This is a genomic window from Streptomyces sp. NPDC092369 (genome assembly GCF_044755245.1).
In the GTDB taxonomy this organism is placed as follows: Bacteria; Actinomycetota; Actinomycetes; order Streptomycetales; family Streptomycetaceae; genus Streptomyces.
In genome coordinates, this window is sequence record NZ_JBIVQP010000003.1 from 363,708 (window position 1) to 385,598 (window position 21,891).

The 21,891-nt window shown below is 69.6% G+C and carries 20 protein-coding genes and 1 riboswitch; of the genes, 6 read left to right on the forward strand and 14 right to left on the reverse strand.

All coding sequences use genetic code 11. From position 1 onward, the window contains the following. Positions 1 to 29 precede the first annotated feature (29 nt). The 9 genes from ACIQI8_RS18550 to ACIQI8_RS18590 all read right to left on the reverse strand — a co-directional run bounded on the left by ACIQI8_RS18550 (position 30) and on the right by ACIQI8_RS18590 (position 10,794). Entirely contained in the window at positions 30 to 1,421 is a 1,392-nt protein-coding gene (locus ACIQI8_RS18550; protein WP_402351313.1) for a M1 family metallopeptidase, read from the reverse strand. A 97-nt stretch (positions 1,422 to 1,518) separates the two neighbouring features. Next, the gene (locus ACIQI8_RS18555) at positions 1,519 to 2,811 is read right to left on the reverse strand and encodes an ABC transporter ATP-binding protein (protein WP_402351316.1); all 1,293 of its coding nucleotides are present in this window, start codon (positions 2,809 to 2,811) and stop codon (positions 1,519 to 1,521) included. Next, complete coding sequence (locus ACIQI8_RS18560) at positions 2,808 to 3,905, reverse strand: ABC transporter ATP-binding protein (RefSeq protein ID WP_402351319.1); 1,098 nt, start codon at positions 3,903 to 3,905, stop codon at positions 2,808 to 2,810. Before ACIQI8_RS18560 ends, ACIQI8_RS18555 begins: the two co-directional genes overlap by 4 nt. Next, positions 3,902 to 4,900, reverse strand: a complete 999-nt coding sequence (locus tag ACIQI8_RS18565) for an ABC transporter permease (protein ID WP_402351322.1) — start codon at positions 4,898 to 4,900, stop codon at positions 3,902 to 3,904. Before ACIQI8_RS18565 ends, ACIQI8_RS18560 begins: the two co-directional genes overlap by 4 nt. A 111-nt stretch (positions 4,901 to 5,011) precedes the next feature. Continuing rightward, positions 5,012 to 6,808, reverse strand: a complete 1,797-nt coding sequence (locus tag ACIQI8_RS18570) for an ABC transporter substrate-binding protein (protein ID WP_402351325.1) — start codon at positions 6,806 to 6,808, stop codon at positions 5,012 to 5,014. Between the two features lie 70 nt (positions 6,809 to 6,878). Next, positions 6,879 to 7,886 (reverse strand): ABC transporter permease, encoded by a 1,008-nt coding sequence (locus ACIQI8_RS18575; protein WP_402351328.1) that lies wholly within the window; start codon positions 7,884 to 7,886, stop codon positions 6,879 to 6,881. A 334-nt stretch (positions 7,887 to 8,220) separates the two neighbouring features. Beyond that, positions 8,221 to 8,976, reverse strand: a complete 756-nt coding sequence (locus ACIQI8_RS18580) for an enhanced serine sensitivity protein SseB C-terminal domain-containing protein (protein WP_402353984.1) — start codon at positions 8,974 to 8,976, stop codon at positions 8,221 to 8,223. Between the two features lie 208 nt (positions 8,977 to 9,184). After that, a complete protein-coding gene (locus tag ACIQI8_RS18585; protein WP_402351331.1) occupies positions 9,185 to 9,976 on the reverse strand; it encodes an enhanced serine sensitivity protein SseB in 792 nt (263 codons plus the stop codon). Between the two features lie 143 nt (positions 9,977 to 10,119). Further along, positions 10,120 to 10,794, reverse strand: a complete 675-nt coding sequence (locus tag ACIQI8_RS18590) for an AAA family ATPase (RefSeq protein ID WP_402353986.1) — start codon at positions 10,792 to 10,794, stop codon at positions 10,120 to 10,122. A gap of 148 nt (positions 10,795 to 10,942) precedes the next feature. After that, positions 10,943 to 11,039, forward strand: a riboswitch (glycine riboswitch). 149 nt (positions 11,040 to 11,188) lie between these two features. On the opposite strand from ACIQI8_RS18590, the gene gcvT reads away from it, so the two are divergent. From gcvT to ACIQI8_RS18610, 4 genes are all read left to right on the forward strand, one after another. Continuing rightward, positions 11,189 to 12,304 (forward strand): glycine cleavage system aminomethyltransferase GcvT, encoded by a 1,116-nt coding sequence (gene gcvT / locus ACIQI8_RS18595; RefSeq protein ID WP_402351334.1) that lies wholly within the window; start codon positions 11,189 to 11,191, stop codon positions 12,302 to 12,304. Positions 12,305 to 12,401: 97 nt separating this feature from the next. Continuing rightward, a complete protein-coding gene (gene gcvH, locus ACIQI8_RS18600; RefSeq protein WP_402351336.1) occupies positions 12,402 to 12,779 on the forward strand; it encodes a glycine cleavage system protein GcvH in 378 nt (125 codons plus the stop codon). Positions 12,780 to 12,793: 14 nt separating this feature from the next. Next, positions 12,794 to 14,053: a serine hydroxymethyltransferase gene (glyA, locus tag ACIQI8_RS18605; RefSeq protein ID WP_402351339.1), complete on the forward strand. Its 1,260-nt coding sequence runs from the start codon at positions 12,794 to 12,796 to the stop codon at positions 14,051 to 14,053. An 80-nt stretch (positions 14,054 to 14,133) separates the two neighbouring features. Then, the gene (locus ACIQI8_RS18610; RefSeq protein ID WP_402351342.1) at positions 14,134 to 15,501 is read left to right on the forward strand and encodes an L-serine ammonia-lyase; all 1,368 of its coding nucleotides are present in this window, start codon (positions 14,134 to 14,136) and stop codon (positions 15,499 to 15,501) included. Between the two features lie 58 nt (positions 15,502 to 15,559). Here the strand turns inward: ACIQI8_RS18610 and ACIQI8_RS18615 are convergent, their stop codons facing one another. The 3 genes from ACIQI8_RS18615 to ACIQI8_RS18625 all read right to left on the reverse strand — a co-directional run bounded on the left by ACIQI8_RS18615 (position 15,560) and on the right by ACIQI8_RS18625 (position 19,588). After that, positions 15,560 to 16,582, reverse strand: a complete 1,023-nt coding sequence (locus ACIQI8_RS18615; protein ID WP_402351345.1) for an LLM class flavin-dependent oxidoreductase — start codon at positions 16,580 to 16,582, stop codon at positions 15,560 to 15,562. Positions 16,583 to 16,736: 154 nt separating this feature from the next. Then, positions 16,737 to 18,647, reverse strand: a complete 1,911-nt coding sequence (locus ACIQI8_RS18620; protein ID WP_402351348.1) for a family 2A encapsulin nanocompartment cargo protein cysteine desulfurase — start codon at positions 18,645 to 18,647, stop codon at positions 16,737 to 16,739. Positions 18,648 to 18,649: 2 nt separating this feature from the next. Continuing rightward, complete coding sequence (locus ACIQI8_RS18625; RefSeq protein ID WP_402351351.1) at positions 18,650 to 19,588, reverse strand: family 2A encapsulin nanocompartment shell protein; 939 nt, start codon at positions 19,586 to 19,588, stop codon at positions 18,650 to 18,652. Between the two features lie 258 nt (positions 19,589 to 19,846). Here ACIQI8_RS18625 and ACIQI8_RS18630 point away from each other — a divergent pair, with 258 nt between their 5' ends. Further along, the gene (locus tag ACIQI8_RS18630; RefSeq protein ID WP_402351354.1) at positions 19,847 to 20,749 is read left to right on the forward strand and encodes a LysR family transcriptional regulator; all 903 of its coding nucleotides are present in this window, start codon (positions 19,847 to 19,849) and stop codon (positions 20,747 to 20,749) included. Between the two features lie 10 nt (positions 20,750 to 20,759). Beyond that, positions 20,760 to 21,116 (forward strand): hypothetical protein, encoded by a 357-nt coding sequence (locus ACIQI8_RS18635; protein ID WP_402351357.1) that lies wholly within the window; start codon positions 20,760 to 20,762, stop codon positions 21,114 to 21,116. Here ACIQI8_RS18635 and ACIQI8_RS18640 read toward each other — a convergent pair. Together ACIQI8_RS18640 and ACIQI8_RS18645 are read right to left on the reverse strand one after the other, a co-directional pair. Then, positions 21,071 to 21,427 (reverse strand): PRC-barrel domain-containing protein, encoded by a 357-nt coding sequence (locus ACIQI8_RS18640; protein ID WP_402351360.1) that lies wholly within the window; start codon positions 21,425 to 21,427, stop codon positions 21,071 to 21,073. The two genes, ACIQI8_RS18635 and ACIQI8_RS18640, sit on opposite strands and share 46 nt — an antisense overlap. Then, positions 21,424 to 21,768 carry an ANTAR domain-containing protein gene (locus ACIQI8_RS18645; protein ID WP_402351363.1) on the reverse strand — a complete coding sequence of 115 codons (345 nt, stop codon included), beginning with the start codon at positions 21,766 to 21,768 and terminating at the stop codon, positions 21,424 to 21,426. Before ACIQI8_RS18645 ends, ACIQI8_RS18640 begins: the two co-directional genes overlap by 4 nt. Positions 21,769 to 21,891 lie beyond the last annotated feature (123 nt).

Sequence of the window (21,891 nt, forward strand, 5' to 3'; positions counted from 1 at the left end):
CGCGGGGTGCTTCCCTTTCGATGCAAGGGTTACAGGGCGGGTTTCCCTGTGGTGAACAGCCAGGTCTGGAACAGGTCGTCGAGCTGCTGTCCGCTGACCTTCTCGGCGAGCCTGATGAAGTCGGCCGTGTTCGCGTTGCCGTAGCGGTGCAGCTTCGTCCAGGCCGGCAGCAGCTTGAAGAAGGCGGTGTCACCGATGCGTTCGCGCAGCATCTGGAGGGTCATCGCGCCGCGCTGGTAGACCGCGGACGCGAACATGGTGTCGCGCTGCGGGTCACCGACGACGGTCTGCCAGAAGGCGCTGTTCGCCGGGCGGGAGTTGTAGCCGGCCAGGAACGAGTCGTGCGCGGTGCGGGTGCCCTGGTGCTCGGCCCACAGCCACTGGGCGTAGGTGGCGAAGCCCTCGTTGAGCCAGATGTCCTTCCACTGCGCCACGCTCACCGAGTCGCCGAACCACTGGTGGGCCAGCTCGTGCACGATCGTCGTCTCGTTGCGCACCGCGGAGTAGACCGGCTTGGACTGCACCTCCAGCGAGAACCCCGCCTCCGGCATGTCGTCGACGATCGCGCCGGTCTCCTCGAAGGGGTAGGGCCCGAAGACCTGCGACCAGTAGTCGGTGGCGGCGGCGGTGACGGCGTACACGTCGACGCTGTTGCCGTTGGCGAGCACCGGGTCGATGGCCACGTAGATCGGGATACCGCCCGGGGTCCGGCCGGTCTTCACGTCGAACTTCCCGATCGTCGCCGTCGCGAGATAGGTCGCCATCGGCTTCGACTCGCGCCAGTGGGTGTACGTCGAGGCGCCCTTGTCGTACGTCGACACCAGCCGGCCGTTGGAGACGCCGGTCAGGCCCTTGGGGGCCTTGATGCGGATGTCGTAGGTGGCCTTGTCCGAGGGGTGGTCGCTGGAGGGGAACCAGGTGGAGGCGGCGTTGGGCTCGCAGGCGACGAAGACGCCGTCGGTGGTCTTCATCCACCCGTAGTCGGAGCCGAACACGATGGGCCCGCTGAGGGGTTCGGGGACCCCGCCGTAGGTGACGGTGACCTCGAAGTCGCGCCCCTTGCGCAGGGTCTGGCGCGGGGTGACGCGCAGTTCGTCGCCGTCGCGCGTGAACTGGGCGCGTCTGCCGTTCACTTCGACTCTCGTGACCTCCAGCTTCTGCAGGTCCAGGTCGAAGGAGGAGAGGTTCTGGGTGGCGCGGGCGGTGAGGGTCGTACGGCCGTCGAGACGGTCGGTGTCCGGGTTGTACGCCACGCTGAGGTCGTAGTGGCGGGCGTCGAAGCCGCCGTTGCCCAGGTCCGGGAAGTAGGGGTCACCTATGCCGGGCCCGCCGGGGCTTGGCGCGGGAGCGGCGGCGATGACAAGGAAAGAGGCCGCCGCGGTAGCGAGGGCCCCTAAACGTGCCGAACGGGAGAGATTCATGTGTCGTCCCTTGCGAGCGTGTGCCGATAAGTCGGACACGGACGACTCTGAACTCTCCCGTTCGGGCATGTACATGACTTTGCCAACTCGTCATGCGCTACTTGTCGGTTGACTCCTGGCTCTCACCCGCGGAGGCCGCCGGGGCCTCGGAAGCGCCGGAGGCTTCGGTGGACGTGCCGGGCTCGGCGGCCTCAGCGGCCTCCGCCGCCTCGGCGATCTCCTCGACCTCCGCCGCCACCGCCGCCGACGTCTCCGCCGACTCCGCGAGCACCTCGTCGGCGACCAGCTCGGCCGCCTCCTTGGCCACGGTCAGCAGCACCGTGTCCTGCGGGGCCTGGTCCTCGAAGTTCTCCGGGTGGTGGCAGGCGACCTGCTGACCGGGCTTCAGCTCGACGAGCTTGGGCTCGGTCGTCTTGCAGATCTCCGTCGCCTTCCAGCACCGGGTGTGGAACCGGCAGCCGCTCGGCGGCGAGATCGGCGAGGGCACGTCACCCTTGAGCAGGATGCGGTCGCTCTTGGTGTTCTTGCGCCGCGGGTCCGGGATCGGCACCGCCGACATGAGCGCCTTGGTGTACGGGTGCATCGGCGCCCGGTACAGCGACTCGCGGTCGGCGAGCTCCACGATCTTGCCGAGGTACATCACCGCGATCCGGTCCGAGACGTGCCGCACCACCGAGAGGTCGTGCGCGATGATCACGTACGTCAGGCCGAGCTCCTGCTGGAGGTCGTCCAGCAGGTTGACGACCTGGGCCTGGATCGACACGTCGAGCGCGGAGACCGGCTCGTCCGCCACGACCAGCTTCGGCTTCAGGGCGAGCGCGCGGGCGATGCCGATGCGCTGACGCTGACCGCCGGAGAACTCGTGCGGATAGCGGTTGTAGTGCTCGGGGTTGAGGCCCACGACCGACAGCAGCCGCTGGACCTCCGCCTTGACCCCGCCCGGAGGCGTGACGCCCTGGAGCTTGAAGGGGGCGCTGATGATCGTGCCGATGGTGTGGCGCGGGTTCAGCGAGGAGTACGGGTCCTGGAAGATCATCTGCACATCGCGGCGCAGCGGACGCATGCCGCCCACCCCGAGGTGCGTGATGTCCTTGCCCTCGAACTCGACCTTGCCGGCGGTCGGTTCGAGGAGCCGGGTGATGAGCCGGCCCATCGTCGACTTGCCGCAGCCGGACTCGCCCACGACGCCGAGCGTCTCACCGGACCTGACCTCGAAGTCGAGGCCGTCGACCGCGTGCACGGCGCCGACCTGCCGCTGGAGCAGGCCTTTCTTGATCGGGAAGTGTTTCTGGAGCCCGGTCACCTTCAGCAGGGTCTCGCCGGGGGCGGCGTCCTTGATGAGGGTGGCACCGTCGCTCTTCGCGGGAGTGGTCACGTTGTCCTCGCTCACAGCTTCGGCGCAATCTCTTCGGTCCAGATCCGCTCCCGCTGCTCCTGCGTCATGTGGCAGGCGGCCCAGTGCTGGCTGCCGACCACGGTCAGCTCGGGCCGGACCGTGCGGGTGACGTTGTCCTTCGGGACATCGGCGTACGGGCAGCGCGGGTTGAAGGCGCAGCCGGACGGGATGTTGATCAGCGAGGGCGGGGAGCCCTTGACCGGGATCAGGCGCTCCTGCTGCTCACGGTCCAGGCGCGGCATCGAACCCAGCAGTCCCCAGGTGTAGGGGTGGCGGGGCTCGTAGAACACCTTCTCGGCCGGACCGCGCTCGATGCAGCGGCCGCCGTACATCACCAGGATGTCGTCGGCCAGCTCGGCGACGACGCCCAGGTCGTGGGTGATGATGATGACCGCGGAGCCGAACTCCGTCTGCAGGTCCCTGATCAGGTCGAGGATCTGCGCCTGGACGGTCACGTCCAGGGCGGTCGTCGGCTCGTCCGCGATGAGCAGCTCGGGGTTGTTGACCAGCGACATCGCGATCATCGCGCGCTGGCGCATACCGCCGGAGAACTCGTGCGGATAGCTGTCGAACCGCTTGTCGGGCTGCGGAATGCCCACCCGGTCGAGCATCTCGATCGCGCGCTTCTTCGCGACCTTCTTGTCGACGTCGTGGTGGATCCGGTACGCCTCCACGATCTGCTTGCCGATCGTGTAGTACGGGTGCAGCGCGGACAGCGGGTCCTGGAAGATCATCGCCATCTCGCGACCGCGCAGCTTGCGCACGTGGTCGGGGTCGGCGGAGAGCAGCTCGGTGCCGTCCAGCCAGATCTCGCCGGAGATCTGCGCCTTGCGCTTGCCGTACTGGCCGGCGGTGTGCAGGCCCATGATGCCCAGCGAGGTCACCGACTTGCCGGAGCCGGACTCGCCCACGATGCCGAGGGTCTTGCCCTTCTCCAGCGTGAAGGTGAGTCCGTCGACGGACTTGACCAGGCCGTCGTCGGTCGGGAAGTGCACCTTGAGGTCGCGCACCTCCAGGAAGGAGGTCGGCGGGGCGGAGGCGGCGATGGGCTCACCCAGGGCGGCTCCGCTCTTGCTCAGCTCGGTCATGTCAGCCTCACTCGGGGGTCGATCACGGCGTACAGGATGTCCACCACGAGGTTGGCGAGCAGCACGGCGAGAGAAGTGATCAGGGTGACGCCCAGGATGATGGGCAGGTCCTGGTTCTTGATGGCGTCGAGCACCGCGCGGCCGAGGCCGGGCAGGTTGAACGTCGACTCCGTCAGGATGGCACCGCCGATGAGGGCGCCGAGGTCCATGCCGAGCATGGTCAGGATCGGGGTCATCGTGGAGCGCATGGCGTGCTTGCTGATGACGACCTGCTCCTTGAGGCCCTTCGCCCGTGCAGTGCGGATGTAGTCCTCGCCGAGGATCTCCAGCATGGTGGCGCGGGTGATCCGGGCGTACATCGCCGCGTACAGGAAGGCGAGGGTGATCCAGGGCAGGATCATGCCGCCCAAATAGCCGCCGAAGCTCTGGTCGAGCGGCACGTACTGCGCGTCGATCCAGTGCAGCCCGAAGGCGAAGATGGCCAGGCTGAGCAGACCGGTGAAGTAGATGGGGAGGGAGACACCCGCCAGCGCGACGACCATCGCGCCGCGGTCCCAGATGGTGCCCCGCTTGAGCGCGGAGAGCACACCCGCCGAGACACCGATGACCAGCCACAGCACGGCGGCACCGAGCGCCAGTCCCAGGGTCACCGGGAAGCGGTCGGTGAGCACCGGCCAGACGGCCTGCTCGCTGCGGAAGGAGTAGCCGAAGCACGGCGCGGCACAGTGCGTGACGTCGCCGCCGCCCGAGTAGGTGCGACCGACGAAGATGCCCTTGAAGAACTCCCAGACCTGGGAGTAGATCGGGTCGCCCAGGCCCAGCTTCTGCCGCACGGCCTCGACGGCAGCCGGGTCGGCCTGCTTGCCCACGAAGCTCGAGGCGATGTCCACGCCCGCCCACTTGGGGACGAGGAAGAAGATGCCGAAGACCACCATCACGATGACCACGAGCATCACAGCGGCGGCGAACAGCCGCCTGATCAGGTAAGCGAGCACAGCTTACGGCCCGCCGCGGGGCCGCGGGCCACCGGAGGTCATCCGATGGCCCGCGACCACGCCGCGCCGGCCTTCACCTGCCTTTCGTGCCGTTCGGCGGGTGTGCCGGGATTACTTCGCGGACTTCAGACCGAGGTTCACGAAGTCGTACATGCCGCTGTAGTTGTCCGACGTGTAGACGTTCGCGAGGTTGTCACCGCGCCAGTTGATGAACTTCTCGAAGACGAAGGGCAGGTAGTACGCGCCCTCCATGACCTTGTGGTTGATCTCGGTCGAGATCTTGGTCTTGCCCGCGTCGTCCAGCGTGGTGACGTACTGGTCGAACAGACCGTCGATGGTCTTGTCCTTGATCAGGGCGAAGTTGTTGTTACCGCTCGGCACGATGTACTTGCTGTCCCACAGCGGCAGACCGAAGCCCTGGACGGTCGGGAAGTCCGGACCCCAGCCCATGATGATGATGCCGTAGCCCTTCTTCTGCACGTTCGAGGGGCTACCGATGATGCCGGTGGTCTGCGAGCCGTCGAACTGGTCGATCTGGGCGTTGATGCCGATCTTCTTCAGCGACGCCTGGAGCGACTGGGCCGTGGCGACCTCGACCGGCTTGTTGTTGCGCACCGCGATGGTGGTGGAGAAGCCGTTCGGCTTGCCGCACGCCTTCAGAGCCGCCTTGGCCTCTTCGACGTTGCCGTTCTTGTTGGCGCCGGCCAGCTTGTACGGGTCGTACTTCTGGCCCTCGGAGCCCGGGACGGACGGCGGGAGCATGTTGGTGCCGATGTCACCACCGGCGACCGGGCCACCACGAGCGGTCTGCAGCGAGACGTGGTCCGCACCGAGGATGACGGCCTTGCGGCACTCGGCGTTGTCGAACGGCTTCACGCTCTGCGGGAAGGTCGCGTAGCGGATGTAACCCGAGACCGGGTTGTCCAGGTTGGCCTTGTGCTCCTTGAGGGCGGTGGTGCGGCCCTGCGGGGACATGCCGGTCTGGTTGATGTCCAGGTCCAGGTCACCGTTGAGCAGACGCTGGTCCAGCTGGTTGGCGTCCGAGAAGAACTGGACGGTGATCTTGTCCGGGTACGCCTTGCGGATCGGGTCCGAGGACTGCTTCCACTCGGTGTTGCGCACCAGCGTCAGGCTCTTGCCGGGGCTGTAGGACTCGAACTTGTACGGGCCCGAGGAGAACGGCTTGAGGCCGTACTTGGACTTGGTGTCCTTGTCCTGGCGGACCGGGGAGGCCGAGACCAGACCCAGCACCTCCTGGAAGTCCGAGTTGGCCTTCGGCAGGTGGAACTCGATGGTCTTGTCGTCCGGGGTGACGATGGACTTCAGACCGAGCTTGTCCTTGGACGTGTCCTTGTAGGGACCCTTGTACTCGCCCTTGGGGTCCAGGAAGTCCTTGAGGTACGTCGGGCCGCCGGACAGCACGTCCTGCGCCCAGACACGCTCGATGCCGTACTTCACGTCCTTGGACGTGATCGGCTTGCCGTCCTCCCACGTGATGCCGTCACGCAGGGTGTACGTGTACGTCTTGCCGTCGTCCGAGACCTTGGCGAGGCCGGTGGCGAGGTCCGGGGTGAGCTCGGCGCCCGCCTTGCCCGGCTCCGTCTTGCCCGTGACCAGCTGGCGGCTGTAGTAGCGCGCGAAGTTCCACATGAAGCCGTAGTAGCCACGCGTGGTGTCCCACGAGTCGGCATCCTGGGCGCCACCGAACCGCAGCGTGCCGCCCTTCTTGGCCAGGGAGGCCTGGGCGACCTTGTTGTTGGCCGCGTCGAAGCCGGCCGCGCCGGTCTTCGAACCGCCGCCGCCGTTGTCGTCGCTGCCGCCGCACGCCGCCGTGGTCAGCAGTGCGGCGACCGCAGCAGCGGCGGCAAAGGCCTTCTTCCGCCGCCCTGAGGTGCGTTGGGTAGTCACGATCTCGGATCCTCCGGATTAGATGAGAGACCCCGTGTTGGTGCCACGGGACGATTTGGGTACGGCTCTTTCAGCGGGACGCCTTCGGGTCCAGCGCGTCACGCACGCCGTCGCCGAACAGGTTGAAGGCAAGGACGGTGATGAAGATCGCCACACCCGGGACCACCATGTACATGGGGTCCGACTCGTAGTAGTCGATGGCGCTCGACAGCATCTGTCCCCAGGACGACGTGGGCGGCTTGACGCCCACGCCCAGGAAGCTGAGGGCCGCCTCGGTGAGGATGTTGGTGGGGATCATCATCGTCGTGTAGACGATGATCGGCGCCACGAGGTTGGGCAGCAGTTCCTTGAACAGGATGTAGAACCGCCCGGCGCCCAGTGATCGGGCGGCCTCGACGTACTCGCGCTCGCGCATCGAGAGCGTCTGGCCGCGCACCACGCGTCCGATGTAGGGCCAGCCGAAGAAGCCGATGACCAGGATCATCACGAAGACGCGCACGTTGGACCCGGAAAGGCCCAGCAGTTCGTTCGGCATCACGGAGACCAGGGCGATCGTGAAGAGCAGCTGCGGGAAGGCCAGCAGGCCGTCCATCACGCGGCTGACGAGCGAGTCCACCCAGCCGCCGAAGAAGCCCGCCAGGATGCCCAGGACGGTGCCCAGGACGACCGCGACGACGGCGGACAGGAAGCCCACCAGGAGCGAGACGCGGGCGCCGTAGAGGATGCGGGCGAGGATGTCGCGGCCGTTGACCGGCTCGACGCCCAGCAGGTGGTCGCCGCTGATACCGCCCAGGGACCCCGTGGGGGTGCCGAACAGCGGGTCGATCAGGTTCTCGTGGTAGGCGTCCGGGTCCTGCCCCAGCAGGTTGGTGATCACCGGCGCGAGCAGGGCGACCACGATGAGGACGACCACCACGATGCCGCCCGTCAGGGCGAGCTTGTCCCGCTTCAGGCGCTCCCAGGCGATCCGGCCCAGGGAACGTCCCTGAACGGTCTTGGCGCCGGCGGTCGCGGCCGCCGCTTCCTCGGCCGCACTCGGGGCCGCTTCCGCGGTCGGCTCGTGCAATGGTGCCGTCATCTGGCAGGGACCCCTCTCAACCGGCGGTAGCCGGCCCGCACTTGCCGCTGTAGCGGCGTGATCAGTCCGTCGTACTCGGGGCAGAAAGAGCCCCTGGTGCGGGAGTCTTCAACGCTTTGGCGATCTGTTGCCAGACTTGACGGTGAAAGGATGCGTAAACGTGATGAGGTCAGGAGGGTTCCGTTATCCGGACAGCGGGTAACGGGGGTCGGACGCGGGCGAATCAGGACATTCAGGAATCGGACGGATCTTCCGCCGCTATCTACGCGCGCAGACCCACCACTTCTCCAGTCCGGACCAATGGGTGCACCGGTCTGGACCAGCGGGCGCCCTCTCAGTATCCGCCAGGCGCCGGTGGATAGCCGTACCCGGCCGCGGGGGCCTGCGCCGGGGCCGCGTGCGCCTCACGGTCGTAGAAGGGCCGGGCACCCTCCCGCATCCACATCGCGACCGGGTCGTCCTCGTCCGACATCGCCACCGTCGACACCGGCAGTCCCTCCGGGACCGCGCCGATCGACTGCTGCATCATCGCCCGTACCGCGTCCACGGCCGGCGGCGAGGTGTCGTACACATCGAGACCGATGGCGAGGTACGGCGCCCCGAGCGCCGGCTGCACCCAGGCGCGGCGCAGGGCGCGCACGGCCGGGGTGCGGTGGGCGTTGTGCGCGAGCAGGGCGTAGAACTGCGGGATCTCGATACCGGGTTCCGACAGCCGCAGCGGGCCCGCGGGCTGGCGCTCCAGGCCGGTGGCGATACGGCGCAGATCGAGCCACGGGATGCCGACGCCGCCGCCGGGGGCGTGCGGGTTGAGCCACAGGCCGAAGTGGTCGGGGTAGAGCGTGCGGGCCACGTCGACGCCGTCGACGACCTCGTACGAACGGTTCCAGCCGCTGGCGGACAGCTCCTGGGCGGAGGTGACGCACGGGGCGTAGCCGTGCCCTTCGACCTCCATGTTTCCGTACTGGGCGTCCGGGGAGCCGGACTGGCCGTGCCACAGCAGCATCCAGACCTGGCCTGCGCCGGGGGTCGCGAGGGCGCGGAGCAGGGCCTCGTAGGCGTCGTAGCGCCCTGGCGTGACCTGGCGCAGCATGTGCTCCACGCTGCCGCTGAGGCTCGCGCTCACGTGTCTTACCGCCCCTTCGAAGTGACCCCGCGTTTCTGTGACAGCTTATGCGCCTACGGGGTGTTGGCCTGATGTGCGTTGGCGAGTGCGGGTTGATTGTGGCTGGTCGCGCCCACGCGGCGGAGCCGCATATTGGCACAGCCCCGCGCCCCTGAGTCGGCTACCCCTACGGCGATCAGAAGGGCCGTTGGTAGAAGGGCCGGACCTGTTGGCGCATCCACGTCGCCACCGGGTCGTCCGTCACGTCCAGGAGGACGAGGTTGACCCCCCACTGCGGCGGGGACTTGGCCAGGGCCCGGCCCAGTGCCTCCAAGGGGATGGCTCGCAGGTCGCCCTCCCATTCGGAGAGTTCGACGCCCACGAACATCACCGGGTCCGCCGTCTCGATCGCCGCGAGGCAGCGGCGGGCCGTGCGGATCACGGGAGTCGACTCGAACTCGGCGGAGGCGGCGGCGAGGAAGTCGACCGGGTCGTCCTGCCAGTCCGGTTCGAAGAGGCGGACGCGGCCGCCGGAGGTGGGGCCGTCGAGGGGGGTGCGGCCGATGCGGCACAGCTCGGCGACGGCGGCCGGCGGGAGCGGGATGCCGACCATGCCGTCCGGGTTCACCGCGATGCCGACCTGCGGGGGCAGACCCCGGGCGAACTCGACGGCGGGCGCGATGGTGAACGACATGTGCGAGCCGACGACATGGCGGAACTGCTCCTCGGAGCTGAACACCGGGACGTACGCCTGGCCCTCGATCTCCAGCGTGGGCAGGTCCAGCGGACCGCTGTGCGGACCGCCGCCGCTGGGCAGCGGGATCCAGAGGAAGCCGCGGCTGAGCACCTCGATGATCCGGCCGCCCGCCGTGGGCACGCCGAGGGACGCCGACAGCACCTCCTCCAGCTCGTTGCCGGGCCATCCGCCGTGCGGATGGGGGTGCGCCTGCATGGGAAAGTCCGCGGGGAGATCCGCTGGGAAGTCCATCTGTCCGACCGCCTGCTGTGAAGTACCGCTGTGGCAGCAAAGGCTAACGGGTACGGGGCCCCTGGCGGCCGGCTCGGCGCACACCACCGCCCCGTTCCGACCCACCGGTCCAGCCAGGCCCACCACCCCCGGCCGCCCCACTCTCAGCCCGTGAAGCCGATCCGGCGGAGCACGTCCGCCGCGTCCCGGTCCAGGAGGACCGCCGAGCCGACGCCCTCGGGCAGGTCGCCGCGTTCCACCGAGCGGATCAGGCGGCCGGCTGCCGTGCGGTGGCGCAGGAAGGCGTAGCGGGAGACGCCTCGGCCGCGGTCGCGCTGGCCCGCCAGGGCGGTGCGCGGGGGTACGTCGAGCAGGACCAGGTGCAGGATGCCGCCGCGCCGCCGGGCCTCGCGGGCCAGCCAGCCGCGGACCCAGGCCTGGGTGCCGCAGTCGTGCACGACGACGCCGGCGCCGGCGCGCAGGGCGCGGCCGAGACCGGCGTAGTGGGCGAGGCGGACCAGTGGGCGGTAGACGGCGTACGGCAGGAAGCGGGGTGCCCGGGTGTCCCAGCGGTCGCGGGCGTCCTGGGAGTCGATCCGTACGCCCCTGACCGCGCGCCGCATCAGCGTCGACTTGCCGCTGCCGGGCAGGCCGGTGATCACGACCAGGTCGCGGGGGCCGAAGAGCAGGGCGTGCGGGCTGCGGCCCGAGCGCTCGCGCAGGTCGCGGACGACCGGGGCCGGCCGCTCGGCGCAGCGCTCCCGGGCAGGGGCCGCGGGCTGCTTGGGCAGGGCGACGCCCGAGGTCGTGGCGTACGCCGTGGTCCTTGTCACCGTGATCGTCCTCCCTGCGGGGTCAGGAAAGCTTCTCCCCACCGAATGTAAAGAGAAGGTAATCCACGGTGTCTCCCGGTTCCGTTCGGTTCCGGCCACAAGCCTGTTACAGAGCCTGTGCGATGATGTGCGCGCCAACTGCATACCGGCCGTTTGAATCCGCGCGGGAGAGTCCCGGGTACGTGTACCCGGGCGCCGAAGGAGCAAGTCCCTCCCTTGAATCTCTCAGGCCCCGTTACCGCGCGGGCGAGGCACATCTGAAAAGCGGGTCCCCGGTTTCCTCCGGTGGCCCCACCCAAGGTGCAAGTCATGTCCCGTGCGGTCATGACGAACCTCTCAGGTTCCGATGACAGATGGGGAGGAACGACCTCGCCGTCATGCCTTGGGAGATTCACGTCCGATGAGCACCGAACCCCGTCACACCGCGCTCGATGCCCTGCACCGCTCGCTGGGCGCGACCATGACCGACTTCGCCGGTTGGGACATGCCCCTGCGCTACGGCTCCGAGCGCGACGAGCACCTCGCCGTCCGCACGAAGGCCGGGCTCTTCGACCTCTCCCACATGGGCGAGATCACCGTCACCGGTCCGCAGGCGGCGCAGCTCCTGAACTTCGCCCTGGTCGGCAACATCGCCTCCGTCGGCGTCGGCCGCGCCCGCTACACCATGATCTGCCGGGCCGACGGCGGCATCCTGGACGACCTGATCGTCTACCGCCTCGCGGAGACCGAGTACATGGTCGTCGCCAACGCCTCCAACGCCCAGGTCGTGCTCGACGCGCTGACGGAACGTTCGGCCGGATTCGACGCCGAGGTGCGTGACGACCGGGACGCCTACGCGCTGATCGCCGTCCAGGGTCCCGAGTCCCCCGGCATCCTCAAGTCCCTCACCGACGCCGACCTCGACGGCCTGAAGTACTACGCCGGTCTGCCCGGCACGGTGGCCGGCGTCCCCACCCTCATCGCGCGCACCGGCTACACCGGCGAGGATGGCTTCGAGCTGTTCGTGAAGCCGGAGCACGCCGTCGAGCTGTGGCAGACGCTGACCAAGGCCGGCGAGGGCGTCGGCCTGGTCCCCTGCGGTCTGTCCTGCCGGGACACGCTGCGCCTGGAGGCGGGCATGCCGCTGTACGGGCACGAGCTGAGCACGGAGCTGACCCCCTTCGACGCCGGGCTCGGCCGGGTGGTGAAGTTCGAGAAGGAGGGCGACTTCGTCGGGCGTACGGCTCTGGAGACGGCCGCCGAGCGCGCCGCCTCGCAGCCGCCTCGCGTCCTGGTCGGCCTGGTCGCCGAGGGCCGACGGGTCCCGCGTGCCGGGTACCCGGTCGTCGCCGACGGCCAGGTGATCGGCGAGGTCACCTCCGGCGCCCCCTCCCCCACGCTGGGCAAGCCGATCGCGATGGCCTACGTCGACGCGGCCCACGCGGCGCCCGGCACGTCCGGTGTCGGCGTGGACATCCGGGGCAGCCACGAGCCGTACGAGGTCGTGGCGCTGCCGTTCTACAAGCGCCGGAAGTAACACTTTCCGCAGTGCTCCCCCGCACCTCTTCCCCCTCCGTTCCTCCCCCTCTTCACCCCTCCACCGACACTCCCCCGCGTACAGGAGAATTCAGGCCATGAGCAATCCCCAGCAGCTGCGCTACAGCAAGGAGCACGAGTGGCTGTCGGCCGCCGCGGACGGCGTCGCGACGGTCGGCATCACGGAGTTCGCGGCCAACGCGCTCGGTGACGTCGTCTACGCCCAGCTCCCCGATGTCGGCTCCGAGGTGACCGCGGGCGAGACCTGCGGCGAGCTGGAGTCGACCAAGTCGGTCAGCGACCTGTACTCGCCGGTCAGCGGCGAGGTCACCGAGATCAACGAGGACGTGGTGAACGACCCGTCGCTGGTCAACTCGGCCCCCTTCGAGGGCGGTTGGCTCTTCAAGGTGCGCATCACCGAGGAGCCCGCCGACCTGCTGTCGGCCGACGAGTACACCGCCGAGACGGCTGGCTGAGAGGTCACAGACGCATGTCCGCACTGAACACGCCCCTGCACGAGCTGGACCCGGACGTCGCCGCCGCGGTCGACGCCGAGCTGCACCGCCAGCAGTCCACGCTGGAGATGATCGCCTCCGAGAACTTCGCGCCCGTCGCGGTCATGGAGGCCCAGGGCTCGGTCCTCACCAACAAGTACGCCGAGGGCTACCCGGGCCGCCGCTACTACGGCGGCTGCGAGCACGTCGACGTGGTCGAGCAGATCGCGATCGACCGGGTCAAGGAGCTCTTCGGCGCCGAGTACGCCAACGTGCAGCCGCACTCGGGCGCCTCCGCCAACCAGGCCGCCCTGTTCGCGCTGGCCAAGCCCGGCGACACCATCCTCGGGCTCGACCTGGCGCACGGCGGCCACCTCACCCACGGGATGCGGCTGAACTTCTCCGGCAAGCAGTTCGACGTGGTCGCCTACCACGTGGACTCCGCGACCGGTCTGGTCGACATGGCCGAGTTGGAGAAGCTCGCCAAGGAGCACCGGCCCAAGGTGATCATCGCGGGCTGGTCGGCGTACCCGCGGCAGCTGGACTTCGCGGAGTTCCGCCGGATCGCCGACGAGGTCGAGGCGTATCTGTGGGTCGACATGGCGCACTTCGCGGGCCTGGTGGCCGCGGGTCTGCACCCGAACCCGGTCCCGTACGCGGACGTCGTCACCTCCACCACCCACAAGACCCTCGGCGGTCCGCGCGGCGGGATCATCCTGGCGAAGAAGGAGTTCGCGAAGAAGCTGAACTCCTCCGTCTTCCCGGGCTTCCAGGGCGGTCCCCTGGAGCACGTGATCGCGGCCAAGGCGGTCTCCTTCAAGGTCGCGGCCGGCGAGGAGTTCAAGGAGCGCCAGCGGCGTACGGTGGAGGGTGCCCGGCTGCTCGCCGAGCGGCTCACCGCGGCCGACGCGCGCGAGGCCGGGGTGAACGTCCTGTCCGGCGGCACCGACGTGCACCTGGTCCTGGTCGACCTGCGGGAGTCCGCCCTTGACGGGCAGCAGGCCGAGGACCGGCTTCACGAAGTCGGCATCACGGTCAACCGCAACGCCGTCCCGAACGACCCGCGTCCGCCGATGGTGACCTCGGGTCTGCGCATCGGTACACCCGCGCTGGCCACCCGCGGCTTCACGGCCGAGGACTTCGCCGAGGTCGCGGACGTGATCGCGCAGGCGCTCAAGCCCGCGTACGACGCGGACGCCCTGAAGGCGCGCGTGACCGCGCTCGCCGAGAAACACCCGCTGTACCCCGGGCTGTAGTCGGCCCCTCGGGCACCGCGCACACTGGAAGGTGAGCGCGGTGCCCCACCCCGCACCACCAAGCGTTCTGAGGAGTTCCCGTGGCCATCTCGGTCTTCGACCTGTTCTCGATCGGCATCGGCCCGTCCAGCTCCCACACGGTGGGCCCGATGCGCGCGGCCCGGATGTTCGCACGCCGGCTGCGCAACGAGGGGCTGCTGGAGTCCGTCGCGTCGATCCGCGCCGAGCTGTACGGCTCGCTCGGCGCCACCGGCCACGGGCACGGCACGCCCAAGGCGGTGCTGCTCGGTCTGGAGGGCGCCTCCCCGCGGACGGTGGACGTGGAGGGGGCGGACGAGCGGGTCGAGGCGATCAAGGCGGCGAAGCGGATCCGGCTCCTCGACGAGCACGAGATCCCGTTCTCCTTCGACGACGAACTGATCCTGCACCGCCGTAAGACCCTGCCCTACCACGCCAACGGCATGACCCTGTGGGCGTTCGACTCCGAGGGCGCCGAGCTGCTGTCGAAGACGTACTACTCGGTGGGCGGCGGCTTCGTCGTCGACGAGGACGCGGTCGGCGCGGACCGCATCAAGCTGGACGACACGGTCCTCAAGTACCCCTTCCGCACGGGCGACGAGCTGTTGCGCCTGACGAAGGAGACGGGCCTGTCGATCTCCGCCCTGATGCTGGAGAACGAGCGCGCCTGGCGCACCGAGGAGGAGATCCGCGCGGGGCTGCTCGACATCTGGCGGGTGATGCAGGCGTGCGTCTCCCGTGGCATGGCCCGCGAGGGCATCCTGCCGGGCGGCCTCAAGGTGCGCCGCCGTGCGGCCATGTCGGCCCGCCAACTCCGCGCCGAGGGCGACCCGTTGGCGCACGCGATGGAGTGGATCACGCTCTACGCGATGGCCGTGAACGAGGAGAACGCGGCGGGTGGCCGGGTCGTGACCGCCCCGACGAACGGCGCCGCCGGCATCATCCCGGCCGTCCTGCACTACTACATCAACTTCGTGCCCGGCGCCGACGAGGACGGCGTGGTCCGCTTCCTCCTCGCGGCCGGCGCGATCGGCATGCTCTTCAAGGAGAACGCCTCCATCTCCGGCGCCGAGGTCGGCTGCCAGGGCGAGGTCGGCTCCGCCTGCTCGATGGCGGCGGGCGCCCTGGCCGAGGTCCTGGGCTGCTCCCCCGAACAGGTCGAGAACGCGGCCGAGATCGGCATGGAACACAACCTCGGCCTCACCTGCGACCCCGTCGGCGGCCTCGTCCAGATCCCCTGCATCGAACGCAACGGCATGGCCGCGGTCAAGGCGGTCACGGCGGCGCGGATGGCGATGCGGGGGGACGGCTCGCACAAGGTCTCCCTCGACAAGGTCATCAAGACCATGAAGGAGACCGGGGCGGACATGAGCGTCAAGTACAAGGAGACGGCCCGGGGCGGGCTCGCGGTGAACATCATCGAGTGCTGACGGCGAGGGAGGTACCGGCACGCTGCCGAGCCGCCCCGCACGCAGGGCGGCAGAGCGTTCAGCGCCAGCCGAGCTCCGGTGCGACCTGGGTCAGGATGCTTTCCAGCACGTGGGTGTTGTAGTCGACCCCGAGCTGGTTGGGGACGGTCAGCAGGAGGGTGTCAGCGGCCTGGACGGCCTCGTCCTCCTGGAGCTGCTTCACCAGGACGTCCGGCTCGGCGGCGTACGAGCGGCCGAAGATCGCCCTGGTCGTGTCGTCGATCATGCCGATCTGGTCGCGCGAGTTGCGGTCGCGGCCGAAGTAGGCACGGTCCACGTCGTCGGTCAGGGCGAAGATGCTGCGGCTGACGGACACCCGCGGCTCGCGCGTGTGGCCCGCCTCCTTGTACGCCTCGCGGTACGCCTCGATCTGCTTGCGCTGCTGGACGTGCAGCGGCTCGCCCGTCTCGTCGTCCTTGAGCGTGGAGCTCTGCAGGTTCATCCCCAGCTTCGCGGCCCAGACCGCGGTCGCGTTCGAGCTGGAGCCCCACCAGATCCGTTCGCGCAGCCCCTCGGAGTACGGCTCGACACGCAGCAGCCCCGGAGGGTTGGGGAACATCGGCCGCGGATTCGGCCGCGCGAAGCCCTCGCCCTCGATCACCTTGAGGAACGCCTCGGCGTGCCGGCGTGCCATGTCCGCGCCGGTCTCCCCCTCCTCGGGGGCGTAGCCGAAGTAGCGCCAGCCGTCGATCACCTGCTCCGGTGAACCGCGGCTGATGCCGAGCTGCAGCCGGCCGCCGGAGATGAGGTCGGCCGCGCCCGCGTTCTCCGCCATGTACAGCGGGTTCTCGTAGCGCATGTCGATCACGCCGGTGCCGATCTCGATCTTCGAGGTCCGCGCGCCGATGGCCGAGAGCAGCGGGAACGGGCTGCCCGCCTGCTGCGCGAAGTGGTGCACGCGGAAGTACGCGCCGTCCACGCCCAGCTCCTCGGCGGCGACCGCCAGATCGATGGACTGATGCAGGAAGTCGGCGCCGGACCGGGTCTTGGAATGCGGACTCGGCGACCAGTGACCGAACGAGAGGAAACCTATCTTTTTCACGCAGGCCAGAGCGTTCGACGGCCACGTTTGATTCCCCTGGTGTCGGTGCTGGGTGCCGGCGGGGTCGGACGTGCGGGAACGACGTGCCGCTGCCCGAACGGGATCCCGTCCGGGCAGCGGCGTGCAGGTGAAGCGATCCGGTGGCGCGCTCGGGCTAGCGGTGGTGACCGCCGCGTCGACCCGCCAGCCGGTGGACCACCGTGATCAGCGTGTCCACCTCCTCGTGCGTGTTGTAGAAGGCGAACGACGGGCGGACCGTGGCCTCCAGGCCGTACCGGCGCAGGATCGGCTGCGCGCAGTGGTGGCCCGAACGCACCGCGATTCCCTCCTCGTTGAGGGCGGTGCCGACCTCGGCGGGCTCGTAGCCGTCCAGGACGAAGGACGCGATGCTCGCCTTGTTCGGGGCCGTGCCGATCAGCCGGAGTCCGGGTACCCCGCGCAGGCCCTCGGTGGCGTGTTCGAGCAGGGTGTGCTCGTGGGCGGCGATGTTCGGCAGGCCGATGCGCTCGACGTAGTCGATGGCCGCGGCAAGGCCCACCGCGTCGGCGATGTTGCCGGTGCCGGCCTCGAAGCGGCCCGGCGGCGGCTGGTAGCTGGACTTCTCGAACGTGACGTCGGTGATCATGTTGCCGCCGCCCTCCCACGGAGGCATGTCCTCAAGGACCTCGCGCTTGGCGTAGAGCACGCCGATCCCGGTCGGTCCGAACAGTTTGTGCCCGGAGAACACCAGGAAGTCCGCGTCCAGCGCCGAGACGTCGATCGGCAGGTGCGGGACGGACTGCGCCGCGTCGACCAGGACGCGCGCGCCGGCCCGGTGCGCGGTCGCGATGATCTGCTCGACGGGTACGACGGTGCCGAGTGCGTTGGAGAGCTGGGTGACCGCGACCAGCTTGGTGCGGTCGGACAGCAGCGCGGAGTACTCGTCGAGCAGCACCTGCCCGTCGTCGTCGACCGGGATCACCCTGATCACCGCACCGGTCTGCTGCGCGATCATCTGCCAGGGCACGATGTTGGCGTGGTGCTCCAGGTGGGAGAGCACGATCTCGTCGCCCGCGCGGAGGTTCCTGGGCCCCCACGCCTTGGCGACCAGATTGATCGCCTCGGTGGTGCCCCGCACGAACACGATCTCCTCGGCGGAACCCGCCCCGACGAACCGCGCGACGGTGTTCCTCGCGCCCTCGTACGCGTCCGTCGCGCGGGCCGCCAACTCGTGTGCCGCGCGGTGGATGTTGGAGTTCTCGCGCGAGTAGAACTCGGCCAGCCGGTCGATCACCGCCTGCGGTTTCTGCGTGGTCGCCGCGTTGTCCAGCCAGATCAGCGGACGCCCGTTGACCAGTTCGGACAGGATCGGGAAGTCCCGCCGCACGGCGTGCACGTCGAACGCCGGGTGCGGGTCGAGCGGCAGCCCCTCGGGGGCGCCGGGTACGTCGGGCACGCCCGGTGCGCCGGGTTCCCGGAGGAAGTAGTACGGCGTTGTCGTGGCCGTCGCCGGCCCGGACTCGAAGAGGGGCGGGAGGGGCGGCAGCCCCAGGTGCCCGAAGCCGGGCAGCTCCGGCGGCTGGGCGGGGAAGCCGGGTGCCTCGGTGAGGAAGTAGTACGGCCCGGCGGAACCGGGGGTCACCGGTGGGGCCGGCACCTCTGGGGTGGGTCCGGCGAGGCCGGGCGCGCTCGCCGCGAACGTGGCCGGAGCGCTGGTCGGGGGCGGCCCTGAGGGCGGGCTCATTCCGGCGGTGGGCGCGGGAGGGGGCGGGTCCGCGGCGGGCAGGCCGGTGGGCGCGGGCCACTCCGACTGGATCGGCAGACCGGTCGGCGTCGGCCATTCCGGCTGGACCGGCTGGACCGGCTGCCGTTGTGGGTGCCCCTCGAGGACCGGCGCCGGGGTCGGGTGGCCGTCGGGAACCGGGGGCTCCATGTGCGTACCCACGTCCGTTCCCATGTCGGCGCCGCCGTCCGTCGGCTGCCCGGGCAGTGCCCGGAAGAACTCACCGGCCAGCCGGCTCAGCGTCTCCTCGTCAGGCAGCCACGCCGGGGCGGATCCGTTGTCGGTGGGTGAGGGCGTAGTCATGGCTACCGGTAACTCGGGGCGTAGTCATGGAACTTGTCGACCTCGACGTCGTCGAGCACCGCGAGCGCGTCCTCGGTGAGCACCGCGAGCGAGCAGTACAGGGAGATCAGATAGGAGGCGATGGCGCTGCGGTCGATCTGCATGAAGCGGACCGAGAGACCCATCCCCTGCTCTCCCGAGAGTCCGGGCTGGAAGAGTCCCACCACGCCCTGGCGCGACTCACCGGTGCGCAGCAACAGGAACTTGGTTTTGCCGTTCTCCAGCGGGACCTTGTCCGAGGGGATGATCGGAAGTCCGCGCCAGGTGATGAACTGCGAGCCGAACATGCTGACCGTGGCCGGCGGCACACCGCGCCGGGTGCACTCCCGGCCGAACGCGGCGATGCCCTCCGGGTGGGTGAGGAAGAAGGCGGGCTGCTTCCACACCTTGGTGATGAGGGCGTCCAGGTCGTCCGGGGTCGGCGGCCCGGCCATCGTGGAGATCCGCTGCCCGTCCGCGACGCTGGCCAGCATCCCGTAGTCCGGGCTGTTGATCAGCTCGCCCTCCTGGTGCTCCTTCACCGCCTCGATGGTCAGCCGCAACTGCTGTGCGGTCTGGTTGTGCGGGCTGGAGTACAGGTCGGCGATCCGGGTGTGCAGGTCGAGGACCGTCTGGACGGCCTTGAGCCGGTACTCGCGGGGCTCCGGCGAGTAGTCGACGAAGGTGTCGGGCAGCGGAGACTCGTCGTAGTTGTCGCACTCGATCCGTACCGACTCGGGATGAACGACCTTGTTCACCCGGTAGATACCGGCCTCGACCGGCACCCAGGACATCAGGTGCACCAGCCAGCGAGGCGTGATGGACGTCATCTGCGGGACGGTCTTGGTGGCGTTCGCCAGGGTCCGTGCCGCGCGGTCGCCCACCGACATCGAACGCGACGGTGGATTCACAACAGTGGTCATACAGCGTCTCCTTCCGCTTCCGCGCCCGGAACCGGGCACGCGTGAGAGGTGAGATCACCGACAGGGATACATACGGAAACGTCCGGGTACGTGCAGGACGGGATACGTACGGGACGGGATACGTACGGGACGGGATACGTGCAAGAGGGGTGCGGTCGAACTCACTCGCACCAACTATCGATTCACCCTCGCAGCGGCCCCGGTAACGGTCCAATGCGTGTTTTCGAGGCTTTCATCGACGCGGGCTATCATTCGCGCATGATCGACCTGAGTCGGCTGCGTGTGCTGGTCGCCGTCGCCCGTGAGGGTTCGATCACGGCGGCCGCGGAGTCGCTGCACTACGCCCAGCCGTCGGTCAGCCATCAACTCGCCAAGCTGGAAGCCGAGGTCGGCGTCCCGCTGTTGCAGCGGATGGGGCGCGGTATCCGGCTCACCGACGCCGGCCGGCTCCTTGTGGAGCGCGCCGAGTCGATCCTCGCGCAGGTCGAGTCGGTGCACGCGGAACTGGACGAACTGGCCGGACTGCGCACCGGCCGGGTCCGGCTGGCCGCCTTCCCCTCGGCGCTGGCCACCCTGGTGCCGCTCGCGGCGGCCCGCATCTCCGCCGCGCATCCCGGTGTCGAGCTCATCCTGTGCGAGGCCGAACCGCCGGACGCGCTCAGCGCCCTGCGCAACAACGACGTCGACGTGGCGCTGATCTTCGAGCACGGCGACCCGCCCGCGCGCGACCGCCGCGACACGACCATGACACCGCTGCTCGAAGAGCCGTTGTACATGGTCACGCCGGCCGACCGCTCCTGGGACGGGCCCCGCGCGGAGCTGGCCACGTACGCGGAGACCCGCTGGATCGCGGGGTGCGAGCGCTGCCGCGAGCATCTCGTCGCGTCCTGCGGGCGGGCCGGATTCACGCCGGTCGTCGAGTTCGAGACCGATGACTACGTCGCCGTGCAGGCGCTCGTCGCGGCCGGTCTCGGCGTGAGCCTGCTGCCCGGCCTCACCCTGCTCGCCAACCGGCACCCCGGGGTCAGACTCGACCGGATCGCCGGCATGCGCAGACAGGTCGTCGCCGCGGTCCACGGCAAACCGCCCGCGTCCCAACCCGCCCAAGTCCTGCTCGACGCGCTCGACGCGACGGTCTCCGAACCGGAATGGCCGACCTGACGTCTCAGCGGTGGACGCGCACCACGTCCTCGTCGAAGGGATCGACGGTCACCCGGTACCCGGCGGCCCTCAGGGCCTCCGTCCAGCGGCTCAACTCCACGGCGGGGCCGAGGACTTCGGGCGAACCGGGCGTTCGCCGGGCTCGTCCGGCTCGTCGGCCTCGCAGACGGGACACCCCGTACGGTTCACCGTCCTGGCCGGAGTCGACGACGAAGCCGCCGTCCCAGCGGACATGCTCGCGGTGGCCGGCCAGGCGCAGTACCTCGCGGACCGCGTCGGCGGGCGTCGCGGCGACGACACGACGCGCCCCGCCGACTCCCCTCAGCGGCGCGCCAGTTGGCGTTCGCCGGCCGCGCCGGGCTGGTAGGGCAGGCCGTAGTGCTTGAAGATCGCTTCCTCCTCCTCGGCGGGCAGGACGTCGTCGATGCCGATCGACGGGGCCTGCTTCACCAGCGCCCGCGCGTAGCCGACCCGGACGTAGTCCGGCCCGACCGTCGCGTCGGCCAGCGGGACGAAGACCAGCCGGTGCCGGGTGGGCAGACCGATCCGTACCGTCGCCATGGCCGGTTCGTCGGTCCTGGTGTTCACGTACACGGCCTCCAGCACGCCGATCTTGTGCGACTCCTCGTCCACGACAGCGCGGTCGCGCCACTCCCGGACCTCGGCTGCGTGAATCATGGTGTTCCCCTTCCGGACGGTTCCTCCTCGGGTACCCGCTCACACCCTCGGTTCTCCGCGTAGAGCCGTCGAAGTGCGCGCCGCAGGCCCCGCCGCATCAGCCGCGGGAGCGGCTCGCCCTCCCAGGCGGCGATCAGGGCCGTGGCCACGTCCTGCAGATCGGTGTTGCACTGCCGCGCGACGTCCAGCAGCAGGTTCCTGGCCGGTACGCGGCCGCAGGGGGCCAGCGCCATCACCATGCCGCAGGCCATGTCGACGTCCCGGCCCGGCGGCTCGTCCGCCGTCGAGGGCTCGGCCCGCGACCCCCACCAGCCCTTGGGAAGCATGGCTGTGCGCTGCACGACATCCACCTCGATCTCCGGTCGTCATCCGCGGCCTTCATGGTCCCGACGGCCCTCACGCCGCCGGCACGGCGGGTGCTCACGGCTGCAGCGACGGTCCCGGCGGTCCCGCCGGTCGCGACG

Coding starts and splice junctions, on each gene's coding strand:
- ACIQI8_RS18550 (WP_402351313.1), bottom strand. CDS start 1,421: ATGAATCTCTCCCGTTCGGCACGTTTAGGGGCCCTCGCTACCGCGGCG.
- ACIQI8_RS18560 (WP_402351319.1), bottom strand. CDS start 3,905: ATGACCGAGCTGAGCAAGAGCGGAGCCGCCCTGGGTGAGCCCATCGCC.
- ACIQI8_RS18575 (WP_402351328.1), bottom strand. CDS start 7,886: ATGACGGCACCATTGCACGAGCCGACCGCGGAAGCGGCCCCGAGTGCG.
- ACIQI8_RS18580 (WP_402353984.1), bottom strand. CDS start 8,976: ATGCTGCGCCAGGTCACGCCAGGGCGCTACGACGCCTACGAGGCCCTG.
- ACIQI8_RS18585 (WP_402351331.1), bottom strand. CDS start 9,976: ATGGACTTCCCAGCGGATCTCCCCGCGGACTTTCCCATGCAGGCGCAC.
- gcvT (WP_402351334.1), top strand. CDS start 11,189: ATGAGCACCGAACCCCGTCACACCGCGCTCGATGCCCTGCACCGCTCG.
- gcvH (WP_402351336.1), top strand. CDS start 12,402: ATGAGCAATCCCCAGCAGCTGCGCTACAGCAAGGAGCACGAGTGGCTG.
- glyA (WP_402351339.1), top strand. CDS start 12,794: ATGTCCGCACTGAACACGCCCCTGCACGAGCTGGACCCGGACGTCGCC.
- ACIQI8_RS18620 (WP_402351348.1), bottom strand. CDS start 18,647: ATGACTACGCCCTCACCCACCGACAACGGATCCGCCCCGGCGTGGCTG.
- ACIQI8_RS18625 (WP_402351351.1), bottom strand. CDS start 19,588: ATGACCACTGTTGTGAATCCACCGTCGCGTTCGATGTCGGTGGGCGAC.
- ACIQI8_RS18630 (WP_402351354.1), top strand. CDS start 19,847: ATGATCGACCTGAGTCGGCTGCGTGTGCTGGTCGCCGTCGCCCGTGAG.
- ACIQI8_RS18640 (WP_402351360.1), bottom strand. CDS start 21,427: ATGATTCACGCAGCCGAGGTCCGGGAGTGGCGCGACCGCGCTGTCGTG.